The organism is Gemmatimonadota bacterium, assembly GCA_016720805.1.
Lineage (GTDB): Bacteria > Gemmatimonadota > Gemmatimonadetes > Gemmatimonadales > GWC2-71-9 > Palsa-1233.
The window spans coordinates 29395-50487 of sequence record JADKJZ010000007.1; the positions used below are offsets into that span (position 1 = coordinate 29395).

Genomic DNA, 21093 nt, shown 5'->3' on the forward strand with positions numbered 1-21093 from the left:
GACCGCCGATCGCTGACACTTTCCCGCGCCGGGCAACGTCCTGTTCTGGAACGCTACTCCAGCTACCCCAACATACCGCATGGCTGTCGCAGGTCGGCCGCCGGCCCTGCCTTGGTGAGGATCCTCCAATGAACGAAGACCTGGCCGCGTCATTCATCTTCCTTGCCATCTCCGTCACGCTCAACCTCGCGCTGTTGGTCGGATGGTTCCGCTCCTCTCGACGGGCCAGCCGCTTCGAGAAGCGACTCTTCGCGTCTCCGGTGGCCGATGACCGCCGCGTCGAGCAGCTGGAGGGCGTCCTCGATTCGGTGGCCAGTCAGGTCGATCGGCTCGCCAGCGGCCAGGAATTTCTGAGCCGAGTCGTCGGCGAACGGAGTGCGCGGCTATCGGAGCGGCTCCAGGTCGAGACCCCCCATTAACATCAGGCTCTCCTCTTCGCTGGAGTCGTCCTGATGGCATGGGTCGCCCTGTTCGTGGCTGGTCTGCTGGAAATCGGTTGGGCCGTCGGGCTCAAGTACACCGAGGGCTTCACCCGGCTCTGGCCCACGGTTGGAACGGCCGCCGCCCTCGCCGCCAGTATGGGTCTGCTCGCGTTCGCGATGCGGACCCTCCCGCTCGGCACCGCCTACGCCGTCTGGACCGGCATCGGCACCGTCGGCACGGCCATCCTCGGCATCGCCCTCTTCCGCGAACCCGCCACTGCACTTCGCATCACTTGCATCGCGATGATCGTCGCCGGCATCGTCGGCCTCAAGCTCGCTTCGGCCCCGCCAACCCCGGGATCATGAGCGCGCCCCCGCTCGAACTGTCGGTCTCCCCCGAGCTGCGCCTGCGATCACTCCGCGCAACGCACGCTGGTGCGCTGCTCGCGGCCGTCGATGCCGACCGCGCGCTGTTCGAGACCTGGCTGCGCTGGGCTGCGGGTGTGCGTACCCGCGACGACGCGGCAGCGTTCATTGCGCGGGCGACGGAGGCGGAGGCCGAAGGCCGTGGCTTTCATCTCGGCCTCTGGCGAGACGGGATGCTGCTCGGCGGAGTGCCCTGCTGGTCGATCGACCCCGTGCATCGCGTGGCCGAGCTCGGCTACTGGCTTGGGAGCACGAGCCGCGGGAGTGGGCTCGCCGCCACAGCCACCAGAGCCGTGATGGCGTACCTCTTCGATCAGCGGGAGGTGAATCGCATCGAGTTCCAGTGTCGGATTGAGAACGACGCCTCGCGGCGCACGGCCGAGCGTGTTGGCGGCCAACTCGAAGGCGTCCGGCGACAGTCGCACTGGGTCGGCGGTGCGTTCCGGGACCATGCCCTCTACGCGGTTCTGGCGCCAGAGTGGCGGGGTGGCGGGACAGATGTCAGGGCGGTGGGGTAGGTTCCACTGCAAGGATCGCGATCCGGGCTGAGCGACGGGAATCCCAAAGTGTGGGCGCGACGCCGAGACCCCGGCGATGTCTGTTGCGCTTGCAGCGGTTCAGCGAGCAACAAACGACGTTGAATTGTTGTTAGCGTGACTTGGCCATCTGGCGCGTTGTTACGCTACCCGTTATAATAGACCCCGTGATACGCTCCTTTGCCGACGCCGCGACCGAGGACCTCTTCAACGGCCTGAGCAGTCGGCGGGCGCGCCAAGCCTGCCCGGCCGCGATCTGGCCGGTCGTCCGACGGAAGCTCACCCAGCTCAACCGGGTGCGCGACCTCCAGGAGCTGAGCATCCCGCCAGGCAATCGGTTGGAACGTCTCAAAGGGGACCGGGCCGGGCAACACAGCATTCGCATCAATGACCAATACCGGGTGTGCTTCCGGTGGGAGGACGGCTATGTCGACGAAGTCGAAGTCACCGACTACCACTAAGCGGGGGCGGGCCGGGGCGCTGGTCCAGCGCCGGCTGCCGACGCACTTGCCGCCGACGCATCCGGGCGAGATGCTGCGGGAGGAGTTCCTCGTCCCCCTCGGCATCACGCAGTCGGCGTTCGCCGCACGGCTCGGGGTCTCCTTTCCCCGACTGAACGAGGTGATCAACGCTAAGCGGGCCGTGACCCCGGATACCGCCCTCCGCCTCGCGCGGGTGCTCGGGATGAGTGCGGACTTCTGGTTGGGTTTGCAGCAGGACTGGGATTTGTGGCACGCCCTCCGCTCGGCGGACGCGGCCGAGATCGCGCACCTGCAGCCGCTCCGGCGCGCGAGTTGAGGGCACGCTAACCGGCAAACGCAGCGAACGAGCGCGCTTGTGATGCGGCTCCGCCGCCCACGCGCTCGCCGCTGATTTGCAAATCGTTAGGGTCACACTCACTTGATTCAGGAAGCCCGGATGGATGACCGACGCGTGAAGCCCTGGAAGGTCACCATGCTGGCTGGTCTTTGGGTGTGGGCGGTGGCGTATGCCGGCTATTTCGGCGTTCTCGTCTGGACTGACCCGGGGCTCCTACTGTACGCAGGGCATGCGATCTCATTGATCTTCTATGGCGTCCCGCTTCTCCTCCTTGTCTTGATATCGTGGCCGCTCCTGCGCGTGTGGACGCGCCGTCCGCAACGAATGCCACTCATCTTTCTTGCCGTCTGGGGCGGGATGGTCTTTGCTCCGTTGCCGCCGATGCCCACCTCCCATTGGACAAGTGGAATGGCCGAGCCTGAAACAACGGTGTCATGGCTTTTTCTTGCGTTTGCGGCGGTGTTGAGCGTGATGCCGCTCTTGCTGTCCCTTGGGATGCTTCGAACGACGATTCGGGCACGCCGGCATCTCGTCGCGACGGGACCCTAACAAGCGTTTGCTGCGGTCGGGGCCTGACGCCTCGGCCCACGCGCCGTAGACTCATTGAGGCACGCGCGGGCCTCGGCAGGCCCCGCCGCAGAAACGCACGCCGTTAGCTGTCCAGACCCTCGTGAACTCGATGGCACGTAGCGGAATCCTGTTTGCGGTTGCCCGCCGCATCCTGCTCTGGCATTCCGTCGGGATCGGACTCGGCACGCTGGGGTTCGGATTCAGCTACTTCCTACTCGTGCTGTGGGAAAGCGCCCCCCAGTGAAGACCTGGTTTTCGGCGCCCACTCCGGCCTCGGTTCGAAGGAAGTCCCGCCGAGATCACCCCGGGGTCTGTCGCTTAGCTTGCCATTGCTACCGTGACCCCGTTGTCCCACCTGGAGACCCTCGATGCACCTCGGCTTGTTCGCCCTCGGACTCCTCAGCGGCCTCGGCACCATTGCACCCACCAAGGGACAAACCGTTGATCTCCAGGCTGCCACGGCGCTGATCGAGCGTGTCCTCCCCGGTCACACCAGGGACTTCCGCGCCGAGGCGATCCCCGACAGCGCCGGGCTCGACATCTTCGAGCTGGAATCCCGGAACGGCACAATCATCCTGCGCGGCTCCTCCGGCGTCGCGATCGCCTCGGCCCTCAACTGGTACCTCGAGCGGGTGGCCGGCGTGAACGTCTCGCTCCCGCTCAAGCCGATCCGACTCGGCCGCCTCGTGCCCGTGCCCGCCAAGGTCCGTGTCGGCACGCCGTACCGGCTCCGCTACTTCTTCAACTACTGCACCTTCTCGTACTCGATGGCCTGGTGGGACTGGGAGCAGTGGCAGCAGATGATCGACTGGATGGCCCTCAAGGGGATCAACATGCCCCTGGCCGTGACCGGCCAGGAGGCAGTCTGGCGGGCCGTGCTCCAGGACCTCGGCTTCTCCCGGAAGCAGGTCGCCGACTTCCTCGTCGGCCCGGCCTATTTCCCCTGGGGATGGATGGGCAACATCGACGGTCTCGGCGGACCACTGCCCGATTCGTGGATCGACAGCCACATCACCCTCGAAAAGCAGATCCTCCAGCGTGAACGCTCCCTCGGCATGACGCCAGTCCTGCAGGGGTTCACGGGGCACGTGCCGGAGTCCATCAAGGAGATCTTCCCGGCCGCCAAGATTCACCGCACCGGTGACTGGTCGGCCGGCTTCTCAGGGACCTGGTTCCTCGATCCACTGGACCCGCTCTTCCAACGCTTCGGCAAGCGCTTCATCGAACGGCAGACCGAGCTCTTCGGCACCGACCACCTGTACGCCGCCGATCCGTTCAACGAGATCGATCCGCCAACCAACGACTCCACCTTCCTCGCCGGGATGGGGCGCACGATCTACGAGTCGATGCGCTCCGCTGATCCCGACGCGACATGGGTGCTGCAGGGGTGGTTTCTCTACTATCAGGCGAAGTTCTGGAAGGAACCGCAGGCGCGCGCCATTCTCGGCGCGGTGCCCGATGATCGCATGGTGGTGCTCGACCTCTGGGGCGACCGACACCCCGTCTGGCAGGCACGGCAGGCGTTCTACGGCAAGCCGTGGATCTGGAACGTCCTCTACAACTTCGGCGGCAAGGTCAGCGTCAACGGTGACCTGCCGAAGATCGCCGCCAACCTCGACAGCGCCGTCACCAGCCCAGCCAAGGGGAGGCTCTCCGGCCTCGGCATGATGATGGAAGGCCTCGGCACCAACCCGATCGTCCCTGACTTCGTGATGGACCAGACGTGGCGAACGACCGTGCCGGATGTGACCGAGTGGACACACGACTACATCAGCCGCCGGTATGGTGCCGCCAACAGCGCCGCCTGGAGCGCGTGGCAGATGCTCCTCGCCACGGCGTTCACGTCGGCCGCACAAACCGGCAACTTCCTGGGTGAGCGCCCCGGCTTCTACGTCAAGGGCACAGCGTATCGCACCGAACCGATCGCACCCTATGATCGTGGCCTGCTCGCCGCGGCACTCGATTCGCTGCTGAGTGCGGCACCACGCCTGGGGGGCAACGACGCCTTCCAGTACGACGTCGTGAACCTCACTCGGCAGGTGCTCGGGCAGCAGGGGCTCCCTCTCGTCAACGAGGTCGAGACGGCGTTCACGCGGCACGATCGCGCGGCCCTCGTGGCAGCGGAAGCAAAGGTGACCACCCTGCTCCGCGACCTCGACGAGCTGGTCGGCACGCGTGACGAGTTCCTGCTGGGCCGGTGGATTGAGGATGCCAAGCGCTGGGGGACCACTGACGCCGAGCGGCGGCTGTACGAGTGGAACGCGCGGAACATCATCACGCTGTGGGGAACGAAGTGCACCGAGGGTCAGAACGACGACCTCAATCTCTATGCCTTCAAGGAATGGCAGGGGATGTTCAGTGGGTACTTCCTGCCCCGCTGGCAGGCCTTCTTTGCGGAGATCAACGCTGCGTTCGATGCTGGAACCGCATTTGACCGGAAGCCGTTCGCCGCGGCGATGTGCGAGTGGGAACAGAAGTGGTCCAGCGGCAGCGATGCCTTCCAGCGCCGTCCCAAGGGCGATCCGATTGCGGTGTCGCGTCGGCTGGCGGCGAAGTACCGTTGAGCTGCAGCCTGCATCCTCACCTCCACCCCCCAGGAGCCCTACCGATGCCCCCAGCCACTGAAGGTCGGCGATGGCTATCGCCAAGATCGCGCTGATGGGCTATCTGCCTGGCGCTCCCCTCGCTCTACCTGATCGTGGCCGGCGCGCGCCACGCTCGCTTGCCCTGAGACCCTGACCGTGCCCGCATCCAAGCCCCACAAGCGAAAGCCCATGACCTTCGCCGACGCCGAGGCGCTCACGGCGAAGCTCCCTGGGGTCGAGGTCAGCACCTCCTACGGCACCCCGGCCCTCAAGGTGAAGGGGAAGCTCTTCGCCAGGCTGCACGACGACGGCGAGACCCTCGTGCTCCGGACCACCACCGTCAACCGCGACTGCCTGCTCGAGGCGTGGCCCGACACCTTCTTCCTCACCGATCACTACCGGAACTATCCCTGGGTGCTGGTGCGCCTCGCGCAGGTCGAGCGCAACCACGTGGCTGAACTGCTGTCGGACGCCTGGGAGCTGGTCGCGCCTGCCAGGCTCCGCGCTTCCCGTGGCGGGGCCACATGACCCACCACAACTTCACCGACCGGTTGCGGCGGGGGTTGCCGATCGCCTGGAGGGTCGCGCAGGTCGTCGTCGTCGTGGGTCTGCTCTCGCTGGCGGGGCCCGTCACGGCGCACGCGCAGGCGGCCGCCTCGGACTCCGGCGTGGTCCTCACCATCATGCGCGGTGTGTACAGTCGGCTGGGATACCGTCTTGCAGCTGGCGCGCAGGACACAAGCCGTCGCGCGTGGGAGATTTCGTTCCCGGCGGCTGATTCGGCGCGTTGGGAGCCTCACCGCCGCAACCTGCTGCGCATCCTGCGTGGCAGGACCCCGACAGCAACCGATAGCTCAGTTAGCAGCCTCTCCATCGGGCCATGGTCCGTTCACGGGGACACGCTCACCGCAGCCTTCTCTCTCGGTGCCAAGTGGCGCTGCTGGGATGGACACGAAACCGGCCAAGGCACTTCCTATCGCATCACGGCCGTCAGGCGCGGGAGGACGTGGGATGAGCCGCGCGTGGAGCCTGAGGTCTTTGGAGACGGCATCTGCATCAGCAAGCCTCCACGGGGCGGTCCCTCGCGGTGAGCACCTTCGTGGAGTACTTCCCGCCCTGGCTGCTCCTCGCGGCGGTGGCACCGCTCATCGGCTTCCTGCTGCTCGCGGAACTGGGGCCAAGGTTCCACCCGAGGTGCACCAGAACGGTGGCGCTCCTCGTCGCGTGGTTCGCCGCTGGGGCCGTGGCGGGCGTGATCACGTACCGCTCCGGCGCACCGACCCCTGGAGCGGCATGGCTCGCCGGCCTGGTCGCCATCGTGGCGTTGGCGCCCGCGCTCCTACCCGCGGTCGGAGTGCACGCACGGCTGGCCAAGGCGCCGCCCCTCACACGCAGCCTCACCACCGCTCTGGTCGGGTCACTCCTCGCACCGCTGGCGATCATCGCCCTGATCGCGCTGAGCTGCCTTACGGGTGATGGCGGGTGCATATGAGCGCCTGGAGACACCATCGATGAAGGGCGGCGCCGTGATCGCGGCAGTCGTCGTTTGCGCCACGGGGGTGGTGCCGATTTCCGCACAATCCCGCGGTGAAGGCGCCGCGCCAGTCCCGGCCTGCGACCGACCGTTCTATCAGATCAGCTGCGCCATGCAGGCAGCCGGGATCACGGCGCTTCGGCAGGTCGTGCTGGGCAAGGACGATCGCGAGATCCGGTACTGGATGACCAGCGGCTACTTCTTTCCGGACGAGGTGCTCATCCTCCGTCAACGGGGCGACTCCGTAACCGGCCGGCTGGTGTATTTCTGGGCCCCCGGCATGTTGGAGCAGGCGTTCGCGCAATCCCGCTGCCGGGAGCAGGAGCAGTGGTCCACCCCGGCAGGCGGCGCGTGCGTGGCCCGCCTGACCTCGCCGATATACTGGCGGGCGATGGTCCGCGACCTGGACGAGGCAGGCCTCTCCATGGTGCCGTTTGCCCCGGTGCGCACCAAGTGGTGCGATCGGACGCCGATCCCGCCGCCCCCGGACGACCCCGACCGCCTGCCGATCGACCGCCTCTGTCCGATGCGCTTCGACGGCTTCGACGAAGTGATCGAGGTGAAGAGTGCGACCGGCTACTGGCGCTACCAGTTTCCGGACTTCCCGGCCCCGATGGATATCGGCCTGCAGCGCGACAAGGCGCTGCGCGAGATCTTTCGTCGCACCAACCAGCGCTAGGCGATCAACCTTTGCCACCGGAGCGCCCCACCATGCACGCCAAGGCCATCACCCCCATCCTCAATGTCTCGAACATTCAGGAGAGCTTCGCCTGGTTCGAGAAGCTCGGCTGGGCCAAGGGGTGGGACTGGGGATCGCCACCGACCTTCGGCGGGGTCTGCTCGGGAACGTGCGAGATCTTCCTTTGTCAGGGTGCCCAAGGTGGCCGAGGCAAGAGCGACCTCGCGATGACCTCCGGGCCGAACGGATCCGACGACGCCGAGCGGGGCGTCTGGATGTCGATCTGGGTGGAGGACGTCGACGCCATCCATGCGCACTGCGTCGCTCAGGGACTCGACGTCACCTGGCCGCCGACCGACGAACCGTGGGGCGTCCGAGAGATGCATGTGCGGCACCCGGACGGGCATGTCTTCCGGATCAGCCGAGGCGTGGGACACGAGTGATGAGTGGCGCTCCCTTCAGCGTAACGCGCTACGCGACCGCCGAGGACTTCCTCCGCGATGTCGGCGACTTCCTCATGGCCGATGAAGCCGAGAATGCGTTGATGATCGGCATGGCGCATGCACTCGTGGGCCACGACACCCCGGCGTACTTCGCGGCGGTGCATCAGAATGGCACTCCCGTGCTGGCCGCGTTCAGCAATCATCCCGAGAAGCTCGGCCTCAGTCAGACAGCGGAAGCAGCGGCCGTTGGGCTGCTCGTCGCCGACGTGATTGCTGCATGCCCACGCGTCTCGCGCATCGGCGGCCCGGAACCGACGGTGGCGCATTTCGTCGCCATATTTGTCGCGCACACGGGACGTCGCGTCACCGATCGGATGGGCACCCGCATCCATCGACTCGACGAACTGCGACCCCCGACGCGCCTCCCTGCGGGAGCGCTGCGCATGGCGGTCGAGGCGGACTTGCCGACACTCGTTCCCTGGGTCGAGGACTTCCTGGTGCACATCGGCGACCAGAGCGAAGCACGGCAGATCGCCGAAGAGCGCGTGCGCGGCGGGCAGGTGTTCGTCTGGGATGATGGCGAACTGCGATCGATGGCAGGGTGGTCCGGGAAGACACCCAACGGCGTACGCGTGAACCTCGTGTACACACCGGCCGCGTTGCGCGGGCGCGGCCTCGCCTCCGCCACCGTGGCTGCGTTGACCCGCCTGCTCCTCGACGAGGGACGGCACTTCTGCTGCCTCTACACCGACGTCACCAATCCGATATCGAACGCGATCTATGCCAAGCTCGGCTACCGTCCGGTGTCAGAAGCGGCGCTGTACGCCATACCGTGCTAAGTGACCGCCTCCTCCGCGCCGCCCTCTGGGCGTCGGTTGCGCTCAACACCCTCGGCGTGGTGGTCTTCACCCTGCCGGCGCTCGGGCACACCACGCCCCTGCTGCCACTCGCGGTGCCGCCATACTTCGCGGCGCAGATCGGTTTCACGATCGCACTCTTCGGCTGCGTCTACGCGTGGCTCGCGACGCAGGAGCACATCAATCGACCCTTGATCGTCGTCGGTGGTCTCGGCAAGCTCGGCTTTTTCGGATTGACGCTCGCCTATGCGCTCGCCGGTGATCTCCCGCTTTCAATGGCCGTCAACGCGACCCCCGATCTGATCCTCGCCGCCGCCTTCCTCATCTGGGCGCGCCAGCCACGATGACGGCCACGCCGACATCCCTCCTCGCTGCCGGCCTGGCGACCGTCCTCGTGGCGCTCGCCCTGCTGCACCTCTACTGGATGGTGCGCGGTGTCGGAACCGGCACCGCGGTGCCCACCCGGACCGATGGCACCCCGCTGTTCCGACCGGGACGAGTGGCGTCGCTGACTGTCGCGCTCGCCCTTGGCGCAGCCGCACTCCTTGTGCTGCTTCGGGCACGGCTGATCGACCTCGGACTGCCACTCGTGATGGTCCGCCTCGGCATCTGGGGGGTGGCGGCTGCCTTCGCTGCTCGGACCGTCGGCGACTTCCACTTCGTCGGACTGTTCAAGTCGGTCCGGGGAACGCCGTTTGCCCGCTGGGACGATCGGCTGTTCACCCCATTGTGCCTGGCCATTGCGCTCGCGACCGCGATCCTGGCGACGACGACGGAGTAGCGCTCCCCACCCTCGTGCGGCGCTGACTCACAATGCGCCACCGGTGAAGCATCCGGCCCGCCGGGCCAACCGCAACCATCCGACCCCTCCGAGCATCAACTTTTCCGGTGTGCACCCCGTACGGGTGGCAACACCCTTCTCGCGAGGCAGTCGCTCGCGAGTCGATTCCCCTGCCTGGAGCCATCTGATGATTCGTGCCCGAACCCTGCTCGCCCTGTTGGTGGGTCTGCCCTTGGCGGCGAGCGGCCAGTCCGGCGCAGTGCGCTATGACCAGTCGAACCGTATCGACATCAAGCTTCCCCCCGAATTGGCCCGGAACCCCGAGATCATGGCCAACATGGGGCGGATGCCCAAGGCCTCGACGAGGCCGATGCAGCTGCGCTTCACCCCCCAGGCCGCCCTCTTCGGCCCGGCCCCGGCGGCGGCAGCGCCGGGCGCCCCTGCGGGAATGGTGGGAACAACCGTGATGATTGGTGGGCCAGGCGGTGGTGGCGGTCGCGAAATGATGGTTCGCGACATGGACGTGTCGATGGCGAGCGGGGGGAGCTTCGCCTTCTTCGGCGGCGGCGGCAGTGGGATGGACGCGGTGACCGGTGCCTTCACCGACCTCGAAAGCGGCAGCTACATCGAGCTCCGGTCGCTGCTCGGTCGGACCTTCCGGATCACCGATAGCCGGCCGGCCATCGGCTGGAAGCTCACGGGCGAGTCGGCACAGTTCCTCGGCTACCCCGTCTTCCAGGCGATCGCCAAGCAGGACAGTTCCACGATCGAGGCGTGGTTCACGCCCGACATTCCCGTGTCTGCCGGCCCCGCCCAGTACGGCGGCCTGCCGGGTCTGATCCTCACGCTCGCGATCGATTCCAATCGCGTCGTCTTCACCGCCACCGGTGTGGATCTCAAGACCCCGGTCGAGAAGATTGCGGCGCCCTCCGAGGGCAGCAAGGTGAGCCGGGCCGAGTATGACAAGATCCTCAAGGAGAAGCAGGACGAGATGGCGAAGTCGCGTCGCGGACGGGGGAACTAGGATGCCGTTCGTGTCACGTCGCCTTCGGGCCGTCGCCGTCATGGCGGCCGCCCTGATCGGATTGGCCGCGTCGGCCAAGCCCGCCGCCGCCCAGCAGTTCAACGTTCGCGGCGTCGTCGTCGACTCCGCCAAGAAGCCCGTCTCGGGTGCCATGGTGGTGGCCTTGACCCGGAAGGACTCGGTCATCGCCGCGTTCGCCACCTCCGGCGGCTCCGGGGGCTATGTGTTGTCGCGCCTGGCGCCCGGCAACTACATCCTCCAGGTCACCCAGATCGGCTCGAAGCCGTATCGCCGCGACTTCACCCTCGGCGCGGCCGCCTTCACGGCGGACACCGTGACGATGGTGGGCGCAGGCCCCATCAAGCTCAACGATCTCGTGGTGAACGCCGAGCACATTCCGATCGTGAACAAGCCGGATACGCTTGAATTCAATGCGGCGGCGTTCAAGACCCGCATCAACGCCACGACCGAAGAGCTGCTCAAGCGGTTGCCCGGCGTGACGGTCGACGCCGATGGCACCATCACCGCGCAGGGCAAGACGGTGCAGCAGGTGCTGGTCGACGGCAAGGAGTTCTTCGGCAACGACCCGAAGATGGCGACCCGCAACCTGCCGGCTGCCGCAGTCGACAAGGTGCAGGTGTTGCAGAAGAAGTCCGACGCCGCCGAGTTCTCGGGGATCGATGACGGCAACGAACGGACGACCGTCAACCTCGTGCTCAAGCCGAATGCGCGCGTCGGTTACTTCGGCCGCGCGGTGGCGGGTGCCGGTCCGAAGCCGAAGACCGATGCGGCGTTCGCGGGCCCGAAGGGCGACGACGCACGCTACACCGGGGCACTCAACCTCAACCGCTTCTCGCCCGTGACCCAGCTCTCCCTGGTCAGCAACCGCAACAACGTCGGGCAGTCGGGCTTCTCGTTCGGCCCCGAGGCGGTGCTGATGGGCCGCGGCAGCGGCGGCGCCGGTGGTCTCGGCAGCGGCTTCAGCGAGACGATGGCGATCGGCCTCAACGGGAGCCGGCAGTTCGCCAAGAACAGCTGGCTGCGCGGGAGCTATTTCCTCAGCACCGCCGACAACCGTCAGCAGGCGTTCACCGATGACCAGCTCCTTCAGGGCGCGTCGATCTCCGCGAACCGGCACGAGACGGCGACGACCCAGTCGGACAACACCTCCCATCGCCTGAACGTGAACGGCCAGCACGCCTTCAACGACTGGAACCAGCTCCGCTTCCGCGGCAACTTCAGTGCGGGAACGAGCAGCTCCGACAACATCTCGGCGCAGGAGACGCGCCTGCCGAATGGCGCGCTCCAGAACAGCGCCAGTTCGACGGTGGCGACGGATGGCGACAACCTGAGCGGCGACGGGCGCTTCACGTTCTCCAAGCGCTTCAACCAGGCGGGGCGGTCGCTCATCGCCGAGGCGTGGGGTGAGCTGAGCAAGCCGGAACAGCGCTCGAACCTGGCGTCGACCACGACGCTGGCCGGGGCGCCGGGCGGCACCACGATCCGCGACCTGCTGCAGCAGCAAAACCGCGATAGCCGGACCTTTACAACCGGCCAGCGCCTCGGCCTCACCGAACCGCTCGGCAAGGGGAAGGTGATCGAGTTGTACGGCCAGCACCGGGCCATTTCCGAGGACCAGACGTACGACGTGAATGACCTGGTGAACGGCACGCCGGTCCCGAACCTTGATCTCAGCCGGGCCTTCGAGCGGACCTACAGCTATCTGCAGGGCGGGACGCGCTTCAGCCACAACACCCAGGCGCTCCGGTGGGTCCTTGGCGCCGAAGTCCAAACCTCGGACCTGCAGGGGACGATCATCGGGCGCAACGAGTCGATTGACAACGGCTTCACCAACGTGCTGCCGTCGGCCAACCTGCGCTACCAGTTCAATCAGGGCAGCAACGTCAGCGTGAACTACCGGACGTCGACGCGCGACCCCTCGCTCAACGAGCTGCAGCCGTTCGTCGACAACACCGACCCGCTGCGGACCTACGTCGGCAATCCGAACCTGACGCCGCAGTACCAGCACAGCCTCTCGGCCGACTTCCGGCGCTTCGACCAGTTCACGTTCCGGAATGTTTACGTGTACGGCAACGTCGGCTACAACCGCAACCAGATCGTGCAATCGCGGGTGATCGATGCGCAGGGCCGCCAGACCGTCATGCCGGTGAACCTCGGCGACGGCTGGAACGGCAACGCCGGCGTGAACCTCGGCTCGCCGGTCCGCTCCCTGGGGGCGCAGGTGGATGTCGACTACAGCTACAATCGCTCGGTCGGCCAGGAACTCGTCAACGCCGTCACGAACGAGAGCCGCAATTCGTCGCACAACATCGGCCTCCGCCTGCAGAACCGCTCCAAGGAGGTCTTCGACCTCAATGCCGGCGCGCGGTGGGGCTTCAACAAGGTCGCGTATTCGATCAACAGTGCCCTCAACCAGAGCTACCTGACCAGCACCTACTACGGTGACGGCACCTGGTTCCTGAGCAAGACGCTGTCGGCCAACGTCAGCGGCAACTACCAGGTCTACGACCAGAAGCTCTTCGGGCCGCGGGACAACATCTTCATGCTTGGCGGGTCCATCGGCGTGCAGATGCTCGACAACCGGGCCGAGTTCCGGCTCTACGGCGTCGACCTGCTGAACGAGAACAACGGGATCTCGATCTCGAGCACGAGCAGCTACATCCGCCAGCGCCAGTCGCCGACGCTCGGCCGCCGGGTGATGGTACAGTTCAGCTATTCGCTCGGCTCGAACCTCTCCCCGGCCGGTGGCGGCGGCATGCGCGGCCGGTAACGGCGGATAGCACCTGCCCCACACGAAACCGCCGCACCGGACGTCCCGGTGCGGCGGTTTTGCCATTCCCCCTCCGCCCTTCCCCTGAAGGGTTGAGGGGACTTGACAGCCCGCCGCCACGGCGTAGCTTCCCCTTACCTCTTCAGGGGAATAAGATGGCGGACCTCGACCTCCTGCACGGCACCCTCGACCTCATCATTCTCAAAGCGCTGATCTGGGGACCGTCGCATGGTTATGCCGTGGCGCGCTGGGTCGCGGATACCACCGGGGAGGAGCTGCAGGTGGAGGAGGGCGCCTTGTACACCGCCCTGCACCGGATGGAAAAGCGGGGCTGGATCGCCGCCGAGTGGGGACTCTCCGAGAACAATCGGAAGGCGAAGTTCTATCGCCTCACGCCGGCGGGCCGGAAGCAGCTGCGCGACAAGGCAGAGATGTGGCAGCGCTATGCCCGTGCGGTTGCCCGCGTCCTGAGCACCACCTGAGGCCCTCCGATGAACATCTCTCCCCGCTTCCGGCGACTCTTTCGGATTGAACGCGGCCTCGAGGACGTCCCGACGGCGGTCGCCGACGAATTGCAGTTCCACTTCGACATGACGATCGAGGAGCTCGTCGCGGCAGGGATGTCTCGCGACGAGGCGACTCGCGAAGCGCACCGACGGTTCGGAGACCTCGAGCGGACGCGCCTGGATTTGCACGGCCTTGACCGTGCCCGCGTCGTAGTCGAACGTCGAGCCCGGTGGTGGAGTGGCGTCCGACAGGACCTCCGGTACGCGGTCCGCGGCCTTCGCGGATCGCCTGGCTTCACGCTCGGCGTGATGCTCACGTTGGGCTTGGGCATTGGCGCCAACGCGACGATGTTCGCGATCATCGACCCGTTGCTCTTCCGCCCTCCGGCCTACCTCCGCCACCCTGACCGGGTCAACCGTCCCTTCGTGGGCACGGTACAACAAGGCACCGAGGCCTTTCAGGGCTCCTTCAGCTATCGCCAATACCTCGATCTGGTCAGCGACACGCGATCCTTCGAGCGTGTCGCCGGCTATTGGGCGACGAACCTCGCCGTTGGCACTGGAGACAACGTCCAGGAGCAACGGATCACCGGCCTCAGTGCCTCCATTTGGCCCATGTTCTCGGCACGTCCCGTCCTCGGCCGCTTCTTTGGCGCGGACGAGGACCGCCTCCCCTTCGGCGAACCGGTCGTCGTCGTGAGTTGGCCCTACTGGCAGGCCAGGCTCGGCGGCCGAACGGACGTCCTCGGACAGCAACTCCGGATCGGGAAGCTGAGCTACACCATCATTGGCGTGGCGCCCCGTGACTTCCTCGGCTTCGAGTTGCGTCGCTCGATCGGCTTCGTGCCGCTCACCAACCTCGCCGCGAACGTGTTCGAGGATCGCGGAGTGGGCCAGCGCTTCTCCGACACGTACAACATGAACTGGTTGCGTCTTGTGACGGAGCGCAAGGCGGGCATCACAACCGCGGTGGCCACGGCCGACCTCCAACAGGCCGTGGTTCGCTCCCTCGAGCGACGCGCCCTGGAGCAGCCGGGTCGTCGCCCAATCTCGGAGATCAGGCCGCGCGCGATGCTTGCCCCCGTGCAGGAACAGGCGGGCCCCAATCAATCTTCCACGACCCGCGTCGGCACCTGGCTCGTGGGCGTCGCGCTCGTCGTGCTCCTGATTGCCTGCGCCAACGTGGGGAACCTGCTCCTGGCGCGGGCGCTCCGACGCCGACGGGAGATCGCGGTTCGACTGGCCCTGGGCGTCACACGCGGGCGACTCCTCACGCAGCTGCTCACCGAGAGCCTCCTGCTCGCCACTTTGGGAGCGGGCGCCGGATTGTTCGTGGCTACCTGGAGCGGATCGATCGTGCAGCGCGCCTTGGCGCCCGACACTGAACCGATCGGCATCCTGTCCGACACGCGACTCCTGGTCGTCGCCGGCATCACCATGACCTTCACCGCGATCGTGTGCGGCCTCGCGCCGGCAATGCTGGTATTCCGTGCCGATCTCGTGGCTAGCCTGCGGGGAGGGGTCAGGGAAGGCGGTGGGCCGCGTTCACGACTGCGCAGCGGGCTCCTGATCGTGCAGGGGGCCCTGTCCATGTTGCTCCTGGTTGGCGCGGCCCTCTTCGTGCGGTCCTTGCACGCGGTTCGTGCCGAGCCGCTGGGCTACGATCCCGCTCAGATCACATACCTGGAGCAGAATCTTCGCGGCGTCCCGATGGCTGACGAGGAGCGCTATCGGTTGCTCGACCGCCTCGTCGCTCGCGCCGAGGCACTCCCCGGGGTCGTCGCCGCCACGCGGACCACCAGTGTGCCGTTCTGGACGGACTGGAGCATCGACCTCTTCGTCCCCGGCATCGACTCGGTGGGCAAGCTCGGCGACTTCATCCTGCACTCCGTGAGCAGCGGATACTTCCGGACCATGGGAACCGCCATCGTACAGGGCCGTGGCTTTGCCGATACCGACCGTGCCGGCAGCGAGCGGGTCATAGTCGTCAGTCGGTCGATGGCCCACGTCATCTGGCCCAACCAGCCGGCGCTCGGGAAGTGCGTCAAACTCGAGGCCGATTCGCTGCCGTGCCACGTCGTCGTCGGGGTCGCGGAGGATATCAAGCGCGGATCCCTGAGCGCGGAGCCTGGGTTGCAGTACTACGTCCCCGCTTCCCAGTACCCTGCAGGCGCCTTCGGCATTCTCGTCCGGACGACGATGCCTGCGGCGTCAACGGCCGAGTCGCTCCGCCGGGCCTTGCAGGCCGAAATGCCTGGTCCAGCCTATCTCACCGCCCAGCCACTCGATCGCCTTATCGCTCCCCAGCTGATCCCCTGGGAGCTCGGCGCCACGATGTTCACGCTGTTCGGTGGATTGGCACTTCTGGTCGCGAGCGTTGGCCTTTACAGCGTCCTTGCCTATGGCGTGGCCCAGCGGCGGCAGGAGTTGGGCGTCCGAATCGCCCTCGGGGCAACGGTCGTCTCCGTCGTCCGCCTGGTCGTGCGCGATGCGATGCAGTTGATGGTGGTGGCCGTGGCGCTCGGGCTCTGCGCCGCCCTTGCCGCCGCGCGGTGGGTGGAGCCGCTGCTGTTCCACACGTCGCCACGCGACCCGGTGGTCCTCGCCGGGGTGGCCGCGGTCCTGTTGCTGGTGAGTCTGGCGGCCGCCTTTGCCCCGGCCTGGCGCGCGGCGCATGTCGACCCAGCCATCGCGCTCCGCAGCGAGTAGCCCCAAGCTGGCCAGAAGAAACCGCCGCACCGGGACATCCGGTGCGGCGGTTTTGCATTGCGGTCCTACTGGTGGTTCAGTTGCCGAGCGCCTTCTTCAGCGCGGCCGATCCGCCGAGCACCGGCAGCGTCACCGAGGTGCCATCGAGGTCGATGGTCAGTTCGGTGCCCGGCGCCGGGTGGATCGTGAAGCCCAGGTCACTGGAGAAGATCATCAGGCCGAGCTGCTGGCCGGGCTTGATGATCTGGTCGTCCGGCTGGAGCGGGAAGGTCAGCGTGACGAACTTCCCGGGCTGGAGCGGCTCGCCCGGCTTCTTCGAGGTGTAGTCGGCCGCGCCCTTGAGTGACTTGTAGTTCTGCGGGTCGGCCCAGCCACGCGTCACCACACCCACCTGCCCCGCGCTGCCGATGTTGGCCGGCTCGAATGGCAGCGTCACGAGGTACACCGAGAGGTTCGCGGCCGCCTTGTTCGCGGCCAGCTTCAGCGTGACCACCGTGGTGCCCGAGAGGTGGACCGAGTCCTTGAAGATCGGCAGCGCGTACAGCAGCCGGTTCGGCGACGACGCGGCCAGCGCCATGTCGCCCGGCTTGACGTGCCAGTCGTCGACCAGCTTCTCGATGCCCTGCTTGCCGGTCGTCATGAACGCCAGCGCACCGACGCCGTTGCCGCCCTTGGCCAGCTTGAGCTTGACGGGCTTGGTACCCGGGATCGGGAAATCGGCGTAGAAGGTCGGCGCCGCAGCACCACGGCCGCCACCGGCGACCGTCGCCGTCGACTGCACGATCATCGCGCGCGGGAGATTCTCGACACCGTTGTCGACGCCGTAGAGATAGTGGGCCCACCACTTGTTCTGGATGTCGGCCGGCGGCGGCGCGCCGTGCCCGCCCTGGCTCATGTAGATCTTCGACGACTTGTTGATCTTCTTGAGCGCATCCCACATCCGGGTGCTGTTGTCGGGCATCACGTTCCAGTCGTTGAAGCCGTGGGCGAAGAGCACCGCGGCCTTCACGTTCTTGATGTACTTGGTCTGGTCGCGCAGCTCCCAGAGGTCGTTGTAGTCACCGTGCTCGCGATCCTGGAAGCTCTTGAAGATCCCATCCCGCCAGATCGAGTCGCACGTGGCGCGCACGCGGCCGCTGTGGATGAAGTCATAGAGGACGTCGATGTCCTCGCCGAGATAGCCGCCGGGCGAGCGCACCAGGCCGTAGCTGCGGTAGTAGCGGTAGTCGGAGGTGTTCGGCGAGATCGGGATGATCGCCTCGAGCCCCTTCACGCCGGTGGTCGCCGTGGCCATCGGCATCGCGCCCTCGTAGGAGGTGCCGTACATGCCGACCTTGCCGCTCGACCACGACGTCGCCGACACCTGCTCGTTGCCGTCGACCGTGGTGTAGCCCTTCGCGCGACCATTCAGCCAGTCGATCACGAACGAGGCGGAGGTCCGCTCCGAGGTGTCGCCCGAGCTCGGGCAGCCCATCGACAACCCGGTGCCGGCCTGTTCGGCGGCGACCGTCGCGAAGCCGCGCGGCACCCACTGGGTGGCGTAGCCGACGCGGATCGGCGGGTTCTCCATGAACGCACGCTTGGGCACGTCGGTCCGCTTCGGGCCGGCGACGCCGAGCTCATGCTCGACATTCCAGTTGGCGGGGTTGTTCGTGGGGCCGATGTAGGGCGACGCCAGCATGATGATCGGCACCTTCAGACCAGCCTTCTCGGCGGCACCCGGTCGGACGATGTCGGCGTGGACGCGGTCCATCTTGCCGTCGTGGTCGGAGTCAAAGTTCGTCTCGACCCAGACCCGCTGCTTCACGAACTGGGCAGTGTCGGCGAACTCGGTGACCGGCATCACCATGCCGTCCTTGATGATCGGTCCGATCTTTCCCATCGTCGCCATCGCGGAGACCGGGGCGATCGGCGCGGGGCCGCCGGCGCGCCCCTGGGCGGAGAGGGTGGCCGTTCCAGTGAGGGCCAAGACCGCAACCAGTGCGGCGTGGCGACGAGGGAGCATCGTGGGCAGAACCTGTGACATGCTGAGGCACCCAGCTGAGGGAGGAACCGACAGAAACGGGCGGGCGGGCGGAGACGACAGTTGACTGGTGAAGCAATTTCGAGTTGTCAACAATCACAAGTACGCCGATCGAGCGCAACTTGTTGCGGCTGGCGCGAACCACGGGCGGGTGGTATCTCGGAAGGGTGGCCAGAACGCCGTTCCGGGCGAGCTGCGCCTGACAGAAGCGGGTGCCGGCACCCGAGGTGGTGCCTCGTCCACCGACGTCCCCATATAGCTTCCATGCGTTCGCCCCCGACCCGACACCTGGGAGGCCTCGAATGAGACTGCCACTCGTCCTCACGATGCTTCTCCTGCTCCCGGCAGGTGCACGGGCGCAGGAGCGACCAACCCTCGACGATTCCCTGCTTCGCCGCTATGCCGAGGCCACACCCTGCCCCTCGCAGCCCCCGGCGGCCTGGCTCAAGGGCGATTCCGAGATTGCGCGCAAGCCAATCTGTACCGTCGTGGCGATGGCGGCAGCACGACTGGCCGCAGACCAGGACCCCGCCGTTCGCACGTTGGGGGTGTCGCCCGCGTGCGTCTCCTCTATCGGAATGACCGGATGGGGGCAACCGACCCCGATGTATCGGACCGATCAGCCGGCCCAGCGGGTATCGAGCGGCCCACGTGAGTACTTCGCCGTGTGGGGGGTCACCTTCGTCGGCGAGGACTCAAACTCCGTCCACGTGTCGGTGAACCGCTTCACCGGCGCGGCCAGCCACCGGACACGTGTCATCGACGCGAGGAACCCGATGCCCAAGGCCTGCCGATGAAGGCGGTCGTCGCGATTGGCCTCGCCTTGGGCCTCCACGCGACGGCCATCCTCCACGCGCAGCGCGTCGTGACCCGCGACAGCGCCGGCGTTCGGATCGTCACGTCGCCACCACGGAGCAAGCTCCCCGTCGCCTTCCGAGTGGGGCCGCAGCTCTGGGATGTCGGCGGCCTCAATGACGATCCCGCCCGCGAGCTCGGTCGGGACGGCGCCCCGCACGTGACGGCGCACCAACTGCTCCCCGTCCGTCACTGACCCGGGCCGAATCCTTCATGGCCATCACACCTGCTGCGAGGAAGTGCGTGACCATCCGACACACTGCCGGCCGCCATCACCCACGGGCAGGTCGCCTCCGAGTGACTGGCATCACCGTCATGCTCGCGGCCCTGCTGATCGCGCAGGGGGCTGGGCAGGCAACCACGATACGCGCCGATGGACCACCGGCATGGGGGACCAACGTCCGCCTCACCTTGGAGCGGACCGTTGGCACGTTGGACGGCCCACCCGAGTATGCGCTCAATTCCGTCGGGTATCTGGCCGGCACGTTGAGCGGGGCGTTCTATCTGTACGATCACCGGGACCACCAGATCCGTTTTTACGACGCCGGCGGGAAGTTCGTGCGCCCGATCGGACGCAAAGGTTCCGGCCCGGGCGAGTATCAGCAGTTGATGGGGATGGGGTTGATCGGCGACTCAAGCTTGGTGACGTGGGACGCCGGATTGCTCCGGCTCACCTATTTCAAGCCGGACGGCACCCCGCTCTCGTCCGTCACGCCTCGACTGAGCAGTTCGATGTTCGGCAGCAACCTCTTTGGGGTCGACCGTTCCGGAATCGCCTCCATCATGGTCGCGTCGCCATCCAAGCAGGATACGTCGTTCTACATCCGGATGCGCCGAGACGGTAGCATCCTCGATTCGGTTCGCTTCTACAGCGGGAGCGAAATGGCGTTTTCCCTCTCCACACCGGAGGGGAGCCGGGTCAATTTCGCCACGCAGTCGCTCGGCCGACCGTACCCATGGGGTGGCCTGGTCACCGCCGTAACCACGACCCTCGGGTTCACCATCCGCCAAGGTACGCGCGCGCTCACCGTCACCCGACGATTCACGCCACTGCCAGTCCAGTCGGGGGAAAAGGCCGATTACCAAGGGTTTGCCAAGATGTTCAACGGCCGCAAGGACGTCCAGGCGGAAGGACTGATTGCCATTCCCGACATGAAGCCGGCCTTGCGCGACCTGCAGCTCGATCGCGATGGCCGCGTCTGGCTCGATATCTATACCGTCGCCGAACAGCAGAGCGCTTCCACCACCCGCACCCGATCCACTGGGCCCAGGCTCACCTGGCGTGAGCGCACCACGTTCGAGGTCTTCTCCGCCGTGGGGACATACCTCGGCAAGGTCGCCCTCCCGCTCGGCCATGAGTTCGCCGACGCGCGTGGCGACCGGGTCTGGACGGTGACGAAGGGCCCGGACGACGAGATTCAAATCGCGATCTTTCGCATCGAACACCGGTAGCAGTCCCAGAATGGCACAAATCGCCGACCCGATCCGTCTGAGTAGCATCATCCAGCGGTGGTCGACATCGTCGGTGACCTG

General features: G+C 66.6%; 22 protein-coding genes. 21 read left to right on the top strand and 1 reads right to left on the bottom strand.

Going from position 1 to position 21093, the window contains the following annotated elements; genetic code table 11:
* Positions 1-128: 128 nt before the first annotated feature.
* The 18 genes from IPP98_07660 (at position 129) to IPP98_07745 (ending at position 16682) form a co-directional block, all read left to right on the top strand.
* Complete coding sequence (locus tag IPP98_07660; GenBank protein ID MBL0178984.1) at positions 129-419, top strand: hypothetical protein; 291 nt, start codon at positions 129-131, stop codon at positions 417-419.
* A 33-nt stretch (positions 420-452) separates the two neighbouring features.
* Positions 453-788: a quaternary ammonium compound efflux SMR transporter SugE gene (gene sugE, locus IPP98_07665; protein ID MBL0178985.1), complete on the top strand. Its 336-nt coding sequence runs from the start codon at positions 453-455 to the stop codon at positions 786-788.
* Complete coding sequence (locus tag IPP98_07670; GenBank protein MBL0178986.1) at positions 785-1366, top strand: GNAT family N-acetyltransferase; 582 nt, start codon at positions 785-787, stop codon at positions 1364-1366. The genes sugE and IPP98_07670 overlap by 4 nt, the downstream gene beginning before the upstream one ends.
* Positions 1367-1551: 185 nt before the next feature.
* Positions 1552-1845, top strand: a complete 294-nt coding sequence (locus IPP98_07675; protein ID MBL0178987.1) for a type II toxin-antitoxin system RelE/ParE family toxin — start codon at positions 1552-1554, stop codon at positions 1843-1845.
* Positions 1811-2182: a HigA family addiction module antidote protein gene (locus IPP98_07680; GenBank protein MBL0178988.1), complete on the top strand. Its 372-nt coding sequence runs from the start codon at positions 1811-1813 to the stop codon at positions 2180-2182. Before IPP98_07675 ends, IPP98_07680 begins: the two co-directional genes overlap by 35 nt.
* A 135-nt stretch (positions 2183-2317) precedes the next feature.
* Entirely contained in the window at positions 2318-2752 is a 435-nt protein-coding gene (locus tag IPP98_07685; GenBank protein MBL0178989.1) for a hypothetical protein, read from the top strand.
* Positions 2753-3141: 389 nt separating this feature from the next.
* A complete protein-coding gene (locus IPP98_07690; GenBank protein MBL0178990.1) occupies positions 3142-5337 on the top strand; it encodes an alpha-N-acetylglucosaminidase in 2196 nt (731 codons plus the stop codon).
* Between the two features lie 210 nt (positions 5338-5547).
* Positions 5548-5886, top strand: a complete 339-nt coding sequence (locus IPP98_07695; protein ID MBL0178991.1) for an MmcQ/YjbR family DNA-binding protein — start codon at positions 5548-5550, stop codon at positions 5884-5886.
* A 559-nt stretch (positions 5887-6445) separates the two neighbouring features.
* Positions 6446-6850: a hypothetical protein gene (locus tag IPP98_07700; protein ID MBL0178992.1), complete on the top strand. Its 405-nt coding sequence runs from the start codon at positions 6446-6448 to the stop codon at positions 6848-6850.
* Between the two features lie 19 nt (positions 6851-6869).
* Positions 6870-7571, top strand: a complete 702-nt coding sequence (locus IPP98_07705; GenBank protein ID MBL0178993.1) for a hypothetical protein — start codon at positions 6870-6872, stop codon at positions 7569-7571.
* A 32-nt stretch (positions 7572-7603) separates the two neighbouring features.
* Positions 7604-8014 (top strand): bleomycin resistance family protein, encoded by a 411-nt coding sequence (locus IPP98_07710; protein ID MBL0178994.1) that lies wholly within the window; start codon positions 7604-7606, stop codon positions 8012-8014.
* The gene (locus IPP98_07715) at positions 8014-8853 is read left to right on the top strand and encodes a GNAT family N-acetyltransferase (GenBank protein MBL0178995.1); all 840 of its coding nucleotides are present in this window, start codon (positions 8014-8016) and stop codon (positions 8851-8853) included. Before IPP98_07710 ends, IPP98_07715 begins: the two co-directional genes overlap by 1 nt.
* Positions 8847-9218, top strand: a complete 372-nt coding sequence (locus tag IPP98_07720; GenBank protein MBL0178996.1) for a hypothetical protein — start codon at positions 8847-8849, stop codon at positions 9216-9218. The genes IPP98_07715 and IPP98_07720 overlap by 7 nt, the downstream gene beginning before the upstream one ends.
* Positions 9215-9652, top strand: a complete 438-nt coding sequence (locus tag IPP98_07725; protein ID MBL0178997.1) for a DUF3995 domain-containing protein — start codon at positions 9215-9217, stop codon at positions 9650-9652. The genes IPP98_07720 and IPP98_07725 overlap by 4 nt, the downstream gene beginning before the upstream one ends.
* A gap of 187 nt (positions 9653-9839) precedes the next feature.
* Positions 9840-10676: a GLPGLI family protein gene (locus tag IPP98_07730; protein ID MBL0178998.1), complete on the top strand. Its 837-nt coding sequence runs from the start codon at positions 9840-9842 to the stop codon at positions 10674-10676.
* Positions 10677-10686: 10 nt separating this feature from the next.
* A complete protein-coding gene (locus tag IPP98_07735; protein ID MBL0178999.1) occupies positions 10687-13467 on the top strand; it encodes a TonB-dependent receptor in 2781 nt (926 codons plus the stop codon).
* Between the two features lie 155 nt (positions 13468-13622).
* A complete protein-coding gene (locus IPP98_07740; protein ID MBL0179000.1) occupies positions 13623-13949 on the top strand; it encodes a PadR family transcriptional regulator in 327 nt (108 codons plus the stop codon).
* A gap of 9 nt (positions 13950-13958) precedes the next feature.
* Positions 13959-16682, top strand: coding sequence for an ABC transporter permease (locus IPP98_07745; GenBank protein MBL0179001.1), 2724 nt, complete (start codon positions 13959-13961; stop codon positions 16680-16682).
* 76 nt (positions 16683-16758) lie between these two features.
* On the opposite strand, the gene IPP98_07750 is transcribed toward IPP98_07745, so the two are convergent.
* Positions 16759-18708 carry a Xaa-Pro dipeptidyl-peptidase gene (locus tag IPP98_07750; protein ID MBL0179002.1) on the bottom strand — a complete coding sequence of 650 codons (1950 nt, stop codon included), beginning with the start codon at positions 18706-18708 and terminating at the stop codon, positions 16759-16761.
* A gap of 299 nt (positions 18709-19007) precedes the next feature.
* Here IPP98_07750 and IPP98_07755 point away from each other — a divergent pair, with 299 nt between their 5' ends.
* The 3 genes from IPP98_07755 (at position 19008) to IPP98_07765 (ending at position 21012) form a co-directional block, all read left to right on the top strand.
* Complete coding sequence (locus tag IPP98_07755; protein MBL0179003.1) at positions 19008-19502, top strand: hypothetical protein; 495 nt, start codon at positions 19008-19010, stop codon at positions 19500-19502.
* The gene (locus IPP98_07760) at positions 19499-19756 is read left to right on the top strand and encodes a hypothetical protein (protein ID MBL0179004.1); all 258 of its coding nucleotides are present in this window, start codon (positions 19499-19501) and stop codon (positions 19754-19756) included. Before IPP98_07755 ends, IPP98_07760 begins: the two co-directional genes overlap by 4 nt.
* A gap of 101 nt (positions 19757-19857) precedes the next feature.
* Positions 19858-21012: a hypothetical protein gene (locus tag IPP98_07765; protein MBL0179005.1), complete on the top strand. Its 1155-nt coding sequence runs from the start codon at positions 19858-19860 to the stop codon at positions 21010-21012.
* Positions 21013-21093 lie beyond the last annotated feature (81 nt).